Genomic DNA, 17093 nt, shown 5'->3' on the forward strand with positions numbered 1-17093 from the left:
CCATGTACGAATCCCCCAGTTGGTTGCATGAATTATGGGTGGCGCGGGAAGTCCTGTTGCAAGGCTTTCTGACCAGCGTGCAAGTCTCGGCGCTGGCAATTTTGTTCGGCACGATGCTCGGCATCGTCACCGGGCTGGTGCTGACCTACGGCAGGTTCTGGATGCGTGCGCCGTTCCGCTTTTACGTTGACATCATTCGCGGCACGCCAGTCTTCGTGCTGGTGCTGGCCTGCTTTTACATGGCGCCGGCACTGGGTTGGCAGATCAGCGCGTTCCAGGCCGGTGCGCTTGGCCTGACACTGTTTTGCGGTTCGCACGTCGCCGAGATTGTGCGGGGCGCGTTGCAAGCCTTGCCCAGTGGCCAGATGGAGGCGGGCAAAGCGATTGGTCTAACGTTTTATCAATCCCTTGGCTACGTGTTGTTACCCCAGGCACTGCGGCAGATTCTGCCGACCTGGGTCAATTCCTCGACCGAGATCGTCAAGGCCTCGACGCTGTTGTCGGTGATCGGCGTGGCGGAGTTGCTGCTGAGTACGCAGCAGATCATCGCCCGCACCTTCATGACCCTGGAGTTTTACCTGTTCGCAGGATTTCTGTTTTTCGTCATCAACTTCGCCATCGAATTATTCGGCCGGCACATTGAAAAGCGGGTGGCCTTGCCATGACTCAACCTACCACTATCGCCAGCGCTCAGCCCCTGCTGGACATTCGCGGGCTGCACAAAAAATACGGTCAGCTCGAAGTGCTCAAGGGCGTCGACCTGACCATGCAGCGCGGCAATGTCGTCACACTGATCGGCTCCAGCGGCTCGGGCAAGACCACGTTGCTGCGCTGCGTCAACATGCTCGAAGAATTCCAGGGCGGACAAATCCTGCTGGACGGCGAGTCGATCGGCTATGACGAGGTCGGCGGCAAACGTGTGCGGCATGCGGAAAAAGTCATCGCCCGGCATCGCGCGATGACCGGCATGGCGTTCCAGCAATTCAACCTGTTCCCGCACCTCAGCGCGCTGCAGAACGTCACCCTCGGCTTGCTGAAAGTGAAAAAAATGCACAAGGACGAAGCGGTTGCGCTGGCCGAGAAATGGCTGGAGCGCGTCGGTTTGCTGGAGCGTCGTGATCACTTTCCGGGGCAGTTGTCCGGTGGTCAACAGCAACGTGTGGCGATTGCCCGAGCGATTGCGATGAACCCCAGTTTGATGCTGTTCGACGAAGTCACCTCGGCACTGGATCCGGAGTTGGTGGCCGAAGTGTTGAACGTGATCAAAGGCCTGGCAGATGAAGGCATGACCATGTTGCTGGTGACCCACGAAATGCGCTTCGCTTTCGAAGTCTCCGACAAGATCGTGTTCATGAATCAGGGCCGGATCGAGGAACAGGGACCGCCCAAGGAATTGTTCGAACGCCCGCAGTCGCCGCGTCTGGCGGAGTTTCTGAAGAACACGCGGTTCTGATTTTTCACAGAATTCATTTTTACATCAGGAGAAACACTCATGAGCATTACTCGTTACGGCACTGGCAGCACCGCCGCTGGCGGTCAGCCTCGCCCTTTCGCCCGAGCCGTTGAAGCCGATGGCTGGCTGCACGTTTCGGGACAGGTGCCGGCGGTCGACGGAGAGATCATTACGGGTGGCATCGTCGAGCAGACCCACCAGACCATGAAGAACCTGATCGCGATTCTCGAAGAGGCCGGTTATGGCTTGGAGGACGTGGTGCGGGCGGGCGTGTGGCTGGAGGACCCGCGGGATTTCACCAGTTTCAACAAGGTGTTTTCCGAGTACTTCAAAAGTGAGCATGCACCGGCGCGTGCGTGTGTGCAGGCGAGCATGATGGTGGATTGCAAGGTCGAGATTGATTGCATCGCGTACAAGAAGAAGGCCTGAACCCTGCGGTGGATTCTTCGCGAGCAGGCTCGCTCCCACAAGGCAACGCATTCCTGTGTGGGAGTGAGCCTGCTCGCGATGGCGGCCTAACTGTCGACGACGCACTCTGGTTAAACTCCCGGCACTTTGTATGGGAATCACTGACATGACCGAAGACACCATCAAACGCCGGGCCCGGGGCCTGGATCGGGCGTTCGATATTCTCGATTTTCTAAAGGAAATCGGCCAGCCGCTGCGCCCGAATGAAATCGCCAGCGGCATCGGCAGCCCCAAATCCACGGTCTACGAATTGGTCGCCTCGCTGCTGGAACGCCGTATTCTGGAACCCGTCGGCAAGGACGGTCACGTCTACCTCGGCCGGCAGCTGTACTTCCTCGGCCAGGCGCACTTGCGCCATTTCGACCTGACCCGCGAAGCCGATCACGCGTTGCAGGAGATCGTCAGCCAAACCCGTGAAACGGCGCAGATGTGCCTGCTTAACGGGCGCAAATACACCGTGGCGTTGATGAAGGAGGGCGAGCGGCACTTTCGCATTTCTTCGGACATCGGTGAAAACGCGCCAATCCCGTGGACGGCTTCCGGACGATTGCTGCTCGCGCACTTGAGCGACCAGGCCATCGCTGACCTGATCGACCCCGACGACTTCATTTTGCCCGATGGCGAGCGTCTGCCGCTGGAGCAGTTTCTGGCGGAGATCCGTCAGGCGCACATTGACGGTTTTTTCTCCTTCGACAGCGTCGCCGACACCTTCACGCATTGCTTCGCCGCCCCGGTCAAAGACCCGAACGGCGTGGCCATCGCGACTCTTTGCATTGTCGCCCCGCGCGCCGATGCGAAGAAAAACCACAACGACTATCGCCGGGTGCTGATCGACAGCGCCAACAGCCTGGCGCGTCGCATCAACGAATAACAGCGGCTGCTCACGGCCGCGCACATAAGGAATTTGAACATGTCTTCTGTCCACTCTTCAGCCGCCGTGGAGAAAGGCGCTGCACATACCGGCGCCAACCTGGTGCGCGACGTCAGCCTGCCCGCGCTGGTGCTGCACCGCGAGGCGTTGGAGCACAACATTCGCTGGATGCAGGCCTTCGTCAGCAACAGCGGCGCGCAACTGGCGCCCCATGGCAAAACCAGCATGACCCCGGCGCTGTTTCGCCGGCAATTGGACGCGGGCGCCTGGGGCATCACCCTCGCCAACGCCACGCAAACCCGTGCGGCCTATGCCCACGGCGTTCGCCGGGTGTTGATGGCCAACCAATTGGTCGGCACGCCGAACATGGCGCTGATTGCCGACCTGCTGGCGGACCCGGCATTCGAATTTCACTGCATGGTCGATCACCCGGACAACGTTGCGGACTTGGGCGCGTATTTCGGCTCGCGCGGTGTGCGCCTCAACGTGATGATCGAATACGGCGTGGTCGGTGGTCGTTGCGGCTGCCGCACCGAAGATCAAGTGGTCGCTCTGGCTAAAGCCATCAATGCGCAACCGGCCCTGGCGCTGACCGGCATCGAAGGTTATGAAGGGGTGATCCACGGCGATCAAGCGGAAACCGGCATCCGCGCATTTGCAGCGTCCCTGGTGCGTCTCGCCGTGCAGTTGCAGGACAGCGGCGCCTTCGCCATTCCCAAGCCGATCGTCACTGCCTCGGGATCAGCCTGGTATGACCTGATCGCTGAATCGTTCGAAGCGCAGAATGCTGCCGGCCGTTTCCTCAGCGTGCTGCGCCCGGGCAGTTACGTGGCGCACGATCATGGCATTTACAAGGAAGCGCAATGCTGCGTACTCGACCGTCGCAGCGATCTGCACGAAGGCCTGCGTCCGGCGCTGGAAGTATGGGCGCACGTGCAGTCGCTGCCGGAACCGGGGTTAGCGGTGATCGCACTGGGCAAGCGCGATGTCGCGTATGACGCCGGTTTGCCGGTGCCATTGCTGCGTTACAAAGCGGACGCGATTCCGGCAACGGGCGACGATGTCAGCGCCTGCAAAGTGACGGCGGTCATGGACCAGCATGCGTTCATGAGCGTGGCGCCGGGCGTTGACTTGCGCGTCGGGGATATCATTTCTTTCGGCACTTCCCATCCGTGCCTGACCTTTGACAAGTGGCGGGTCGGCTGTCTGGTGGATGAGCAGTTGAACGTCATCGAGACCATGGAAACCTGTTTTTAAGGTTTTGGACCGAGGTGCGGCCTTCGCGAGCAGGCTCGCTCCCACACTGGAATGCGTTTCCTGTGGGAGCGAGCCTGCTCGCGATGAGGGCCATCCAGACAACATCGCTACGGCAGAGACCTTATTCCAATGAATACCCGAACCTCCCCGCGCATCGCCCTGATCGGCGAATGCATGATCGAGCTCCAGCAACGCGCCGACGGCACGCTGCAACAAAGCTTCGGCGGTGACACTTTGAACACGGCGGTCTATCTCTCCCGCGAACTGGGCAGCGAGGGTTCGGTGGATTACGTCACTGCGCTGGGCGATGACAGCTTCAGCGATGCCATGTGTCGCAGTTGGGCGCAGGAGAACGTCGGCCTTTCGATGGTCCAGCGCTTGCCGGGTCGCCTGCCGGGTTTGTATTGCATCCAGACCGACGCAGCTGGCGAGCGACGGTTTCTCTACTGGCGCAACGAAGCCGCCGTGCGCGAGTGCTTCACCACCGCAGCGGCGGCGCCGATTCTGGCAGCGTTGCCGCAGTACGACGTGCTTTATTTCAGCGGTATCACCCTGGCAGTACTGGGTGTGCAGGGGCGCGAAAAGTTGCTGGAAACCCTGATCGAAGCGCGCATGCGGGGTGCACGAGTCGTCTTCGACAACAACTATCGACCACGCCTGTGGGCGACAGTCGAAGATGCGCGGGCCGCCTACCGCAGCGTTCTGCCCCACTTAGATCTGGCGCTGCTGACCGTCGAAGACGAACAGGCACTGTTTCACTTTTCCGATTGCGACGCGGTGTTCGCGGCGTATGAGCAAATTGGTACGTCGGAGGTAGTGCTTAAGCGCGGCGCGGAGGCGTGTTTGATTCGGTGTGAAGGCGAGGTGTTTGAAGTGCCCGCGCAGAAGGTCGAGCGGGTAGTGGATACGACAGCGGCGGGGGATTCGTTCAGTGCAGCATACCTGGCCTGTCGGCTGAAAGGTGGCGATCCGGAGGAAGCAGCTGAAGCGGGGCATCGTTTGGCGAGTCGGGTTATTCAGGTGCCGGGGGCGTTGATTCCGCGGTGATGGAATGGCCGCCTGCTGCGCAGTCGATTCGCGAGCAGGCTCGCTCCTACAGTGGACTGTGTGCAGCATTCTTCAATCCCGATAAAACACCTGCACCAAGTGATAGCCAAACTTGCTCTTCACCGGCCCATGCACCACCCGCAGCGGCTTCTTGAAAATCACCGCATCAATCACCCCGACCATCTGCCCCGGCCGCACTTCACCAAGGTCGCCGCCACGTTTGCCCGACGGGCAGGTGGAGTATTTCTTGGCCAACACATCGAAGGCTTCACCCTTGGCGATGCGTTGTTTCAGTTGCTCGGCTTCTTCCGAGGTCTTCACCAAGATGTGGCGGGCTTGAGCTTTCATCAGGACGATACCTTGCAACGGTGGTGACAGCGGGGCGCGCGATTATGCCTCAAGTCACTCGGAATGGTTGATCATCGTGCGAATCTTGTTGGCCAGCACATCGATTGAAAACGGCTTGGCGACCATGTCCATGCCGTCCTCGAGAAACCCTTGGCGCTCCGCAGCTTTTTCTGCATAACCGGTCATGAACAGCACCTTGAGTTGCGGCCGGTGCTGACGGGCAATTTCCGCCAGCTGGCGACCGTTCATGCCAGGCAGGCCGACATCGGTGACCAGCAGATCCACACGCAGGTCTGAATCGAGCAAGGGCAGGGCAGACTGGGCATCCTTGGCTTCATGAGCGTGATAGCCCAGTTCGTTAAGGAGATTGAGCACCAGCATCCGCACCGCCGGATCATCTTCGACCAGCATCACCGTCTCCCCGGCAAAGGCCGCCGGCGCCTCGGTTGTGGGCGGTGACAGCGGCTGTTCGATCTCCGACGACAGCAACCTGGGCAAGTACAAACGTACGCACGTGCCTTGGCCCGGCACGCTGTCAATGTCGACGTGACCACCGGATTGCTGGGCGAAGCCATAGATCATCGACAGCCCCATCCCCGTGCCCTGACCGATAGGTTTGGTAGTGAAAAAAGGGTCGAAGACCTTGGCCAGCACCGAAGGCGTCATGCCCGTGCCATTGTCGCTCACGGCAATCATCAGATAATCGCCAGGTTTGGCCGTCTCCACCGTCGGCACGGCACTGCCGTTCAGGTGCACATTGGCAGTAGCGATCAGCAGTCGGCCACCATCGGGCATCGCATCACGAGCATTGATCACCAGGTTGAGCAAGGCATTTTCCAACTGGCTGACGTCAGTGTTGACGGCCCAGATGTCGGCGCCGAGTTGCAGTTGCAGCTCGATGTGATCGCCCTTGGTGCGGCTGAGCAAATCTTCCAGCGAGTGGATCAGCTCGTTGACGTCAAGAGGTTTGCGATCCAGCGACTGGCGCCGCGAGAACGCCAGCAGACGATGGGTGAGGGCGGCGGCACGGTTGGCCGATGACACTGCTGCCTCGGTGAACCGGCCGATTTCCGCTGCGCGGCCGTCGGCAATGTAGCGCTGCACCAGGTCGAGACTGCCGATGATGCCGGTGAGCATATTGTTGAAATCGTGAGCGATGCCGCCGGTCAACTGACCAACCGCTTCCATTTTTTGCGCATGGCGGAGCGCGTCTTCCGCGCGCTCACGCTCGAACATCTCACTGAGCAGGTTTTCGTTGGCTTCGGCCAGCTGACGGGTGCGGGCTGCGACGCGTTCTTCCAGCGTTTCATTGAGATTGCGCATGGCTTCTTCGGTCTTTGTACGCTCGGTTTCATCGATCACAAAAATGTAGAAACCGTTCACCGCACCATCCGCGCCGTGGCGAGGCAAATAATTCATCAAGGCCTGCCGCACGCTGCCATCACGATGAGGGGTGCTGATGCTGAAGCGACAGGTATTGCCGGCAAGCGCCTGGGCGATGTATCCGGCGCGCAACGCGTAGGCTTCTGGCCCCAGGACTTCGAGAACCGTCTTGCCATAGAGTTCTTGCGGCGTCAGCCCGTACCAGTCCAGGTACGCGGCGTTGTTCAGGCGGAAGCGTTCATCGCGGTCGACATAACTGATCAGGATCGGCATCGCGTTGATGATCAACTGCAACTCGGTCTGACTCTGCCGCAAGGCCTGCTCGGTGTGCTTGCGCTCGGTCAGGTCCAGCGCGGCGCCGAGGAAACGGATCGGCCGGCCATGGTGGTCCTTGTAGCAACGCCCTCGGGCAAACACCCAGCGGACCTGGCCATCGGCTTGTAACAGGCGATATTCCTCGGCGTATTCGGTGCCGTGGGTGATGCAATGCTTGATGCTGCGCGTGACCATCGAACGGTCTTCCGGGTGCACCGCCTCGAGGTAATCGCTGATCGGCAACTGGCCGGCGCGCTGCGGGTCGACGCCGTGCAACTGGGCGAAGTGCGCGTCGGCGATGAAGCGGTCCTCGCTGATGTCCCAATCCCAGGTGCCGACCGCGTCGGTGGCGGCCAGCGCCAGTTGCAGGCGCTCCTCGGTTTCGCGTTGCGCTTTGAGGCTGGCGGCGGAGCGCTGCTCGAGCTCCAGGGCAATGCGCCGGCGCTCGTTGGTTTCAATGGCGGTGACCAGAATCCCGGCGACTTGCGTACTCTCATCACAGATCGGGCTGTAGGTGAGGTCCAGCCAGAAATCGGAATTACCTTCGTTGCGCTGCAGATTAAAGCGCTGTTCGCTGTAGGTGCGCACCTGGCCCTGGAAAACAGCGCGGTAAATCGGCGCGGTGAAATCTTCGAGTTCTGGCCAGACCTGGTGTGTCGGCTGTCCGAAAGCGGCAGGATGCTTGTTGCCCGCCAGCAGCGCGAAGCCGTCGTTGTAGATTTGCGTGAGCTGTGGCCCCCAGAGGAGCAGCATCGGCATCGGTGAGTGGATTACGATGTCCACCGCGGTTCGCAGGCTTTGCGGCCAGGTGCTGGCGGCGCCGAGTGGCGTGGCTGCCCAGTCGAGTCTGGCAATCAAGGCCTGGGCATCGCTGCCGATAGGTGATGCGTTCATCAAGATTTCCTGCACGTCTGTCGTGTGGCGGCGTCTACTATCCTATGTTGGTAGACGCGGGACGAATTTTTTCGGTCATTTTTTATTCATTCAATGTTGCGGATGCCTTTTGCCATGGAAATCGATGCCCTGTTACGTCTCTTGGCCACGCGAAATGGCTCCGATCTTTTCCTGTCTACCGGTGCGCCACCCAGCGCACGCTTCGACGGGGTATTGAAAATACTCTCTGACCAGCCGTTCAAGCCGGGCGAGATAGCTGCAATTGCAGCGTCCATCATGGACGCCGAACAGCGCCTGGAGTTCGATCGGGAACTGGAGATGAACCTGGCAATGTCGCTACCGGGCGTCGGACGTTTCCGGGTGAACATCTTCAAACAGCGCAACGACGTGTCGATCGTGGCACGCAACATCAAGCTGGATATTCCGCGCTACGAGGACTTGCATCTGCCACCGGTGTTGCTGGAAACGGTGATGCTCAAACAAGGGTTGATGCTGTTCGTCGGCGCCACCGGTTCGGGCAAATCCACCTCACTTGCGGCCCTCATCGATTACCGCAACCGGCATGGCAGCGGCCACATTATTACCATCGAAGACCCCATTGAGTTCATCCATCGGCACAAGAAATCGATCATCAATCAGCGTGAAGTCGGCGTCGACACCCGCAGCTTCCACGCGGCATTGAAGAACACCCTGCGCCAGGCCCCGGACGTGGTGCTGATCGGCGAGATTCGCGACCGCGAAACCATGGAACATGCCTTGGCATTTGCCGATACCGGTCACTTGGTGATCTCTACTTTGCACGCACACAACGCCCATCAGGCGCTGGATCGCATCATAAATTTTTTCCCGGAAGAACGGCATACGCAGCTGTTGCATGACCTGGGAAACAATCTCAAGGCGTTCGTTTCCCAGCGGCTGGTGCGCACCCGCGACGGGCAGCGCCGGGCGGCGGTGGAGGTCATGCTGGGCACGCCAACCGTTGGCGATCTGATCCGCCGGAACGCGCTCGATGAGCTCAAAGGGATCATGGAGAAATCCGCCGAATCCGGCATGCAGACTTACGACGGCGCGCTGTTTGGCCTCGTCATAGAAGGCGCGATTACAGAGGAAGAAGCACTCAAGCACGCCGATTCAGTCAATAACCTGCGGCTGCGGCTTAAGTTGCACACCGAGACAACACTCTCATCGCACTCGCCGTCGGGGGAGTGGGGATTAGTGGATTAACAAACATATATCAGCTCTACCGTTCGCGCCGAACCGAGCACTAGTATTGATGCTTGCGTTGTAGTTACGTAAATTAATAATTTGTGCGTTGATCTTGATAATGATGTGGTTGAGTTTGGGAGGTGAAAATCCATAACCAAATGAAGGCTACACAATGAAACTAGATCAACGTTTAAATCGAATGATCCTCGCCTCCGAAGATAATAACGCGTGCATGCAAGCGGATCTCGCGGAGCGCAAAAATGCAATCCACCGTATCGGTTCCAGTTTATTTGATGCATATGACGATGCAGATTTTACATGGGCTGAAAGTTATATGGTTTTGGAGGCGGAATCCTCTTTGTATAAAGTTCAGGCTCCGGCAATAGCCTTGTTTCAGGCTTTTCTGGAGTTGCCCCTGATATTATCGATATTTGCGGAGGAAAACCTGCATTCGAGAAACAGTTTTGTGAGCGCAGACGGTGGCCTGTATGTTTACAACCCTAAAGGATCAGTGGAGCTCACGGAACGCGTCAAGAGAGACCCAGAAGCCACAAGAGCTTTGCAGAACCTAGTGTCTGCCGCAAAATTTACCGGTGGCGAACTGTATTGCGCTCAGTATGCCAGTATTCCTCAATGGCTCCGTTTCCACGGGCTTGATGTGCCAGCGGATGCGGAGGGTGCCAGAAATCTTCTAAAATATCTTGAGGCGGATCTTCCCGCTGTCGATTACCTCGGTAATTACTGGGATCAAATTACCGGCCTCGACAGTACTTCCATAGTGCTGACCTCTGATGAAATGAAAAAGATTCGCCGACTTACACTGCAATTCGTACCGGCAAAAAAAAGTCTGCTGGATACATTGTATGAGGCTGCGCGGGACAATCTTCCAGATAATCCCAGTCATCATAACGCCGATGTACTTATTGCTGATCTGGTACTTGAGAGCTCATCCCAGGCTTTCGCAAAAAAATACATCGAACCTCTGCAGTGGTATGGGGTGAAAGAACATGAAGAAGTCAGCAAAGAAGAGCTGGGACAATTGCTGGTTACCGCGATATTGCTCGATCTCACTCCTTGGCAGGACGCGGGACGACATCGGGTCGGGACCTATGATATTTACGGCACCCATCTGGTAGATGCGCACCCGTTCTCATCTCGACTGGAATTGGAAGGGTACCTTGTCCAAAACGAACGGGTCTCACGGGACCTCGTACCACTTGCTTCCCACTTGTTACTTGCCCGTGTGGCGCCCGAGCTGATTGTGAAATCCATCCCGGCCGAACTAACGGTGGGCTCGGTACGTTGGGTGTTGTTTTCGCAAGCAGTGAGTTACATCGAGCTCACCTTGAAGGGCGCTGCACGTTACATGAGCTACAGCGAAATCATGGACTTCGCAGATGTAAAACCCGTCAATGAAGCGATGAAAAGTGTGCGGGCCATTGCCGCGATCGAATCGATTGTCGATTGGGCCGTGATCAACGAAGTGATTACGGCTGAGGCGGCTCTCTCGACACGCCAGCAGGCGCAGCAGAAAGCCGTTGCGGCTTACCAGGCATTCGCGAGCGAACTGGTCCAGACCGGCCAGGCGCTTTTGGCACCACTGCCCAATCGCCGTAAAATTGCATTACGAACTTTAAAGGGAGCGTTGCCCGGTTGTAATGTGCTTGAGGAGAAATTGCTCAGTCACAATACCCACAGACTCTCCAGGCCCTTCAAGATGTCAATGCTTGATTTGCACATAGAAGGGGACATGGAAGATTGGGATCGATGGGAGACGCCTGTTTTCCGCGATCTCTACCCGGCCCTGTATCACTTGCCATCAAATCAGGTCGCTTTCGAAGCCGCAGTGTCCGAGCACCACAGCAATCTGAAAGCCGCGCTAGCGACGACGATGAAGCTTGCCTTGTCAGGACTGCCGATGCCTGATCGGGAAATTCTGAAATCTAGCAAAATAACCTTCTTTACAGTGCGTCCAGCCGGAGGCGAACTGGTAGGCACCCCGACTGGCCAAGCCGGATATTCGGGCACCAATCTCAAAACACCTCAACTTAAGGAAAGCCAACTAAGCCGAGATCAGGCAACCGGCCGCTACGGCGTCATCATGTGCGCTTCAGATAACAATGGTCGGGTGACGTGCTACGAAATGTTTACGCTGCGAGGCGAATGCCGCAAAAATATCAAACTCGGGCAGTTGATCAACGGTTCCGGGAAAATGCACTCGGCATCCAGAGTCGACTTCCACGGAGATCTGAACGAGCTGCAGCCTGCAGCTACACCGTATCACCTTCCTCTGGACATCAATGCCTACACCAAAGGTGCCAAATCCCGGAACGGTACCCTCAGTACGGTCGTGATTGAGAAGTTGGGATGCGTTGAAGCACCCTCCACAAGCTTTTCTCACGAGCGCAGTCTTTACACCAATTTCGTCAACCCGCAGTTCGGCCTGATTACAAAGTTTATCGCGGACAACAAGTTCTTCGCCTCGATTGAAGAACTGAAATACGCAGCGACGGTGCCCACCGATCGCGAAAGAGCAAGCAACACTTTTGACGAGTGGGTCACCTTCATTGTTGATCTGATCGTGCCATTTAAAAAGTGCTCTGAAGATTTAATGTCAGGTGAAAGGAACAAAATTGTCGACGGCATCTACGGCTGCATCATGGATACGATCGGGCTGGTGTTCACTGCTCTAGGTGCGGTCTCCATGACGCTCACTACGCTGGCAAAGGTTGGTTCGGCCGCCTCAAAGGCAACGACTCTGGCACTCTACGCCGTCGAAACAGCGATTTCGGTTTTCAATCCGCTCGATGGGGTACCGACGCTCGTTTACAAAAAAATCAAATCCCTCTATCAGACTGGTTTACGTTTAAGCACGCACAGCCTTCATTTGATTGAAAAGGCTTCGTTCCATATGCGCTCACTGACCGGAGGTGCCAAATCCGTCGATTTGCTCCAGGCAGCGAACACTCGGCGCTTGAGCCAGGGTAAATGGCGACCGCATGGTAGTGATGCAGTAGCCTTTGACGTGCATGTCATTCTCAAGAACGATCAGTGGTACGCCATCAATCGGCATAACAGGCCTTGGGGCAAGCCGTTGACCAATTTCATCCCCACTCAGGAAGCATCACTGTCACGCGTACGCCGGTCGCTGCCCAATGACGTCAGTAAGCATCTGATTGAGCAGAGCCTGCCAATTGCCCGGCACAAAATCGACAACGCGCTATCGGTGCTTACAACGCCAGCCTTCACGTTCGAGACGGACCTTGCCATCGGGCTCTTTCTGGGGAGTTCTTCCAATGCTCGGGATCAATTGCTCAACAGCCTCAGAATAATCAGGGCCGACGTGCAAGGTGTTTCCGTGAGCAACGTTTTTCTGGACGGCTTCAAAGACCACGCAGGAACCATTTCGATACAGGCCGACAAGTACCAGGAATGGAAAAACGCGACTGATTCGGCGAAGAAGGATCATCAATATCTGACGATCAATCCGTACGGTCTGACAGATCGTTTTGCGCAGTCAGGGTACAACTATGGGCAAGTCGCCGATGACCTTATTCAGAGCCTGTTACGTGGTGGGCCGGGCGCGCTGGATCTGGTAAGCGCTGAAGATACACAAGGACAAGGCGCGACCGATCAGGCACTGAACGTGGCTGCCTTGCTGAACCTGGCGGCAGGAAATCACCCAGTGCCTGGCGGAGAAACGACGGCTGGTCATTACGATCATTCGCAAGCGCTGGTGAATGCTGACTCCTATGCGTTGTTGGTGGCGTTGCTCAGCCAGCGCATCACTAACGAGCAAGCGTTCAACGCCAATATGGACGTCATAAAATCAGCGATCGGCGCCAACGCGAGCGAGGCCGTTGCCGGGGCCGTAGTGGTCGACTTGAACGCGCGCTGAACCGACGGCGGTCAGTTGGAAAAACACCATCAAACGGCATAAAAAAACCCCGCGACCGAATGAAGGCGCGGGGCTAAAAATTTGGTTGGTTGCGGCCAACCAAAGGAGCTCGTTGAAACGTTACTGGGCGGCGACCGTCTCCGGTTGCCAGCCACCGCCGAGTGCTTTGTAGATCGCGACAATGCCGCGGTATAAATCAACTTCGGCCTGGGCCTGCGAATCTTCTGCGGCGAGGCGCTCGCGTTGCGCGTCGAGCAGCACGAGGAAATCGTCAGTGCCTTCGCGGTAACGAATCTGCGCCAGCTCGGCGGCGGCGCGGCTTGACTCACTCTGGCGAATCAGCGAGATCAGGCGTTGCTGACGCTTGCCGTAATCGCTGAAAGCGTTTTCCGATTCTTCCAATGCCAGCAGCACTTGCTGTTCGTAGGTCGCCAGGGCGCCTTCAGCTTCGGCATCGGCGCCGCGCAACCGCGCACGCACGCTGCCCAGATCGAATGCTGCCCAGGTGATGCTCGGGCCAAGTGCCCAGGCGTTGGCCGCCGAAGAACCGATCTGCGAACCGCGCCCGGCGGTGAAGCCGAGGAAACCGCTCAAGCTCACTCGCGGGAACAAATCAGCCTTGGCCACACCGATGCGCGCGGTGGCTGCGGCCAACTGGCGTTCGGCACTGCGCACATCCGGACGTCGTTGCAGCAGTTCGCCCGGGTCACCAATCGGCAGTGCTTTAGCGATTGCCGGTAAATCTTTCGGACTGAGGTCAACGCTCAGCTTGTCCGGACGCTCACCCAACAGGGTGGCGATACGATTTTTTTGGCGAACCTGTTCGGCCTGCAGTTGCGGCACGCTGGCTTCAACGGAGGCCAGGCGGGCATCGGCACGCACCACGTCGAGCTGATCGCCGACACCGGCATCGCGCAGGCTTTCAGTGATCTTGCGCGATTCCTGCTGGTTGTTCAGGTTGGCCAGGGCGATCTTCTCGCGCAGCTGTGCACCGCGCAGTTGACCGTAGGCGTCCACCAGCTCGGCAATCATGCTGACTTGCAGCTGATACAGATCGGCTTCAGCGGCTTGCTGTTCGGCGTCACTGGATTCCAGGTTGCGCTGGATGCGTCCGAACAAGTCCAGTTCCCAGGCCATGTCCAGCCCCAGGTCATAGCGTTCGCTGTTAACCCGTTGCGTGGTCTGGCCCGGAATCTGCCCTTTGCCCACTTCACTGCTGGCGCGACTGGTGATGGTCGGCATGGCGTCGTTGCTGGCGTCATCACGAATCGCCCGGGCGGCTTTCCAGCGCGCGAAAGCAACGCGTAAATCGCGGTTGCCTTGCAGCGATTGGGTGACCAGACGGTTGAGGGTCGGGTCTTCGAATTGCTGCCACCAGATGCCTTCGAAACGTGCGCGGTCGTAATTCTTTTGACCGGCCGCGCCGTCGGTGGCGCTGGTGATATTGGCCCGTTCGGTGGCCGGTGTCTGATAGTCCGGGCCGACGGCGCAGGCGCTCAGGGCCAGTACCAAGAGACTCGGCAGGAAGACTTTCAGGCTCATTGTTGCGCCTCCAGTTGCTTATCCAATTTGAGCGCTTTGGCCGCTTTGCGTTTTTCACCGCGCTCCACGAAGTTACGGATCAGCACGTAGAACACCGGCGTCAGCAGCAGACCGAAGAAGGTCACCCCGAGCATCCCGGAGAACACCGCCACACCCATCGCGTGACGCATTTCGGCACCGGCACCGCTGGAGAACACCAGTGGCACCACACCCATGATGAACGCAAGGGAGGTCATCAGGATGGGCCGCAGACGCAAGCGGCACGCTTCGAGCACCGCTTCCAGCGGACTCATGCCTTCATCCTGCTGTTTATCCTTGGCGAACTCGACGATCAGAATCGCGTTCTTACAGGCAAGTCCCACCAGTACGATCAATCCGATCTGGGTAAAGATGTTGTTGTCGCCTCCCCATGCAATCACACCGATGATGGCCGACAGCAACGTCATCGGCACGATCAGGATCACCGCCAATGGCAGGCTCCAGCTTTCGTACTGCGCGGCGAGTACCAGGAATGCCAGCAATACGCAGAGCGGGAACACGAACAGCGCGGTGTTACCGGACAGAATCTGCTGATAGGTCATGTCGGTCCATTCGTAGGTCATGCCGTTCGGAAGTTCTTCCGCGAGCAATTTCTCGATGGCTTTTTCGGCTTGGCCAGAGCTGTAGCCAGGGGCCGCTGCACCGTTGATTTCAGCGGTGATGAAGCCGTTGTAGTGCATCACGCGGTCCGGGCCCGAGGTGTCGCTGACCTTGATGAAGGTCGCCAACGGGATCATCTCGCCTTTGTTGTTGCGCACTTTCAGCTGACCGATCTGGTCCGGCTCAAGGCGGAACTGCTGCTCGGCCTGCACGTTGACCTGATAGGTACGACCGAAGCGGTTGAAGTCGTTGGCATACAGCGAACCCAGGTAGATCTGCAGGGTGTCGAAGATGTCGCTGACGGCCACGCCGTGGGTCTTGGCTTTTTCCCGGTCGATGGCAGCATCGACCTGCGGCACGTTCACCGTGTAGCTGGTGAACAACGCGGCCAGTTCCGGCACGTTGTGGCTCTTGTTGATGATGTTCATGGTTTCTTTGTACAGCTCGTCGTAACCGAGGTTGCCCCGGTCTTCGATCTGCAGACGGAAACCGCCAATGGTGCCCAGGCCTTGTACCGGCGGCGGCGGGAAGATCGCCATGTAAGCTTCCTGAATCTCGGCGAACTGGCCGTTCAAGGCACCGGCAATCGCACCGGCGGACATGCTGGCGTCTTTACGCTCGTTGAACGGTTTGAGGGTCACAAACACGATGCCGGCGTTCGGGCTGTTGGTGAAGCCGTTGATCGACAGGCCAGGGAAGGCCACGGCACTGTCCACACCCGGCTGTTTCAGGGCCAGGTCGGACATGCGCTTGATCACGTTTTCGGTGCGGTCCAGGCTCGCGGCATCCGGCAATTGCGCGAAAGCCACCAGGTATTGCTTGTCCTGGCCGGGTACGAAGCCGGTCGGCGTGCTGGAGAATCCGAAGAACGTCAGCACCATCAAACCGGCGTAGACGATCATGGCGATGCCGCTGCTGCGAATGACCCGGCCCACCGTCCCGACATAGCCACGGCTGGCACGTTCGAAGAAGCGGTTGAACGGACGGAACAGCCAGCCGCCCAACAGTTTGTCGAGCACTTTGGTAAAGCGGTCTTTCGGTGCGTCGTGGCTTCTGAGCAGCACGGCGGCCAGGGCAGGCGACAGTGTCAGCGAGTTGAACGCGGAGATCACGGTGGAGATGGCAATGGTCAGGGCGAACTGTTTGTAGAACTGGCCGGTGAGTCCGGAAATGAACGCCGCCGGGATAAATACCGCACACAACACCAGTGCCGTCGCGATGATCGGCCCGGTCACCTCACGCATGGCTTTCTTGGTGGCTTCGAATGGCGTCTCCCCCAGCTCGATGTGCCGTTCGACGTTCTCCACCACCACAATCGCGTCGTCGACCACGATACCGATGGCCAACACCAAGCCGAACAATGACAAGGCATTCAACGAGAAGCCGAACAGGTGCATCACCGCAAACGTACCAATCAGCGAGACCGGCACTGCCACCAGCGGAATGATCGAGGCGCGCCAGGTTTGCAGGAACAGAATCACCACCAGCACCACGAGGATCAGTGCTTCGAACAGCGTGTGAACCACCGCCTCGATGGAGCCGCGCACGAAGATCGTCGGGTCATAGACGATGCTGAAGTCCATGCCTTCCGGGAAGTTCTTTTTCAGCTCGGCCATCTTGCCGCGCACATCGTTGGAGATGTCGATCGCGTTAGAGCCGGGACGCTGGAAGATCGGGATCGCCACCGCCGGTTGGTTGTTCAGCAGCGAACGCAACGCGTACTGGCTGGAACCGAGTTCGGGGTCATGCCGAGATAAAGGAAAAATTCACTC

Annotated in this window: 11 protein-coding genes and 1 pseudogene; 8 read left to right on the forward strand and 4 right to left on the reverse strand. The window is 58.1% G+C overall.

The genetic code is table 11. The annotated features are described in order from the left end of the window. Positions 1 to 2 precede the first annotated feature (2 nt). The 6 genes from DU29_RS0116985 (at position 3) to DU29_RS0117010 (ending at position 5096) form a co-directional block, all read left to right on the forward strand. Positions 3 to 665: an amino acid ABC transporter permease gene (locus tag DU29_RS0116985; RefSeq protein WP_028622744.1), complete on the forward strand. Its 663-nt coding sequence runs from the start codon at positions 3 to 5 to the stop codon at positions 663 to 665. Next, positions 662 to 1453 (forward strand): amino acid ABC transporter ATP-binding protein, encoded by a 792-nt coding sequence (locus DU29_RS0116990; protein ID WP_028622745.1) that lies wholly within the window; start codon positions 662 to 664, stop codon positions 1451 to 1453. Before DU29_RS0116985 ends, DU29_RS0116990 begins: the two co-directional genes overlap by 4 nt. 39 nt (positions 1454 to 1492) lie before the next feature. Continuing rightward, positions 1493 to 1882: a RidA family protein gene (locus DU29_RS0116995; RefSeq protein WP_028622746.1), complete on the forward strand. Its 390-nt coding sequence runs from the start codon at positions 1493 to 1495 to the stop codon at positions 1880 to 1882. 145 nt (positions 1883 to 2027) lie between these two features. Continuing rightward, positions 2028 to 2792, forward strand: a complete 765-nt coding sequence (locus tag DU29_RS0117000) for an IclR family transcriptional regulator (protein ID WP_028622747.1) — start codon at positions 2028 to 2030, stop codon at positions 2790 to 2792. Between the two features lie 39 nt (positions 2793 to 2831). Beyond that, on the forward strand, positions 2832 to 4049 hold the full coding sequence (locus DU29_RS0117005) for an amino acid deaminase (protein WP_028622748.1): 1218 nt from the start codon (positions 2832 to 2834) through the stop codon (positions 4047 to 4049). A gap of 129 nt (positions 4050 to 4178) precedes the next feature. Further along, the gene (locus DU29_RS0117010; RefSeq protein WP_028622749.1) at positions 4179 to 5096 is read left to right on the forward strand and encodes a sugar kinase; all 918 of its coding nucleotides are present in this window, start codon (positions 4179 to 4181) and stop codon (positions 5094 to 5096) included. 72 nt (positions 5097 to 5168) lie between these two features. On the opposite strand, the gene DU29_RS0117015 is transcribed toward DU29_RS0117010, so the two are convergent. Next, entirely contained in the window at positions 5169 to 5444 is a 276-nt protein-coding gene (locus DU29_RS0117015) for a peptidylprolyl isomerase (protein ID WP_028622750.1), read from the reverse strand. A 54-nt stretch (positions 5445 to 5498) separates the two neighbouring features. Further along, complete coding sequence (locus DU29_RS0117020) at positions 5499 to 8036, reverse strand: PAS domain-containing hybrid sensor histidine kinase/response regulator (protein WP_028622751.1); 2538 nt, start codon at positions 8034 to 8036, stop codon at positions 5499 to 5501. A 114-nt stretch (positions 8037 to 8150) separates the two neighbouring features. On the opposite strand from DU29_RS0117020, the gene DU29_RS0117025 reads away from it, so the two are divergent. Next, complete coding sequence (locus DU29_RS0117025; RefSeq protein ID WP_028622752.1) at positions 8151 to 9260, forward strand: PilT/PilU family type 4a pilus ATPase; 1110 nt, start codon at positions 8151 to 8153, stop codon at positions 9258 to 9260. A gap of 154 nt (positions 9261 to 9414) precedes the next feature. Next, entirely contained in the window at positions 9415 to 13140 is a 3726-nt protein-coding gene (locus DU29_RS0117030) for a hypothetical protein (protein WP_028622753.1), read from the forward strand. Positions 13141 to 13260: 120 nt separating this feature from the next. On the opposite strand, the gene DU29_RS0117035 is transcribed toward DU29_RS0117030, so the two are convergent. Further along, entirely contained in the window at positions 13261 to 14682 is a 1422-nt protein-coding gene (locus tag DU29_RS0117035; RefSeq protein WP_028622754.1) for an efflux transporter outer membrane subunit, read from the reverse strand. Continuing rightward, positions 14679 to 17060 (reverse strand): annotated as a pseudogene (locus DU29_RS01000000130090) (efflux RND transporter permease subunit); the annotation flags it as partial. The gene DU29_RS0117035 and the pseudogene DU29_RS01000000130090, both read right to left, overlap by 4 nt. Between the last annotated feature and the right edge of the window lie 33 nt (positions 17061 to 17093).

The organism is Pseudomonas sp. Ant30-3, from assembly GCF_000690905.1.
Taxonomy (GTDB): Bacteria; Pseudomonadota; Gammaproteobacteria; order Pseudomonadales; family Pseudomonadaceae; genus Aquipseudomonas.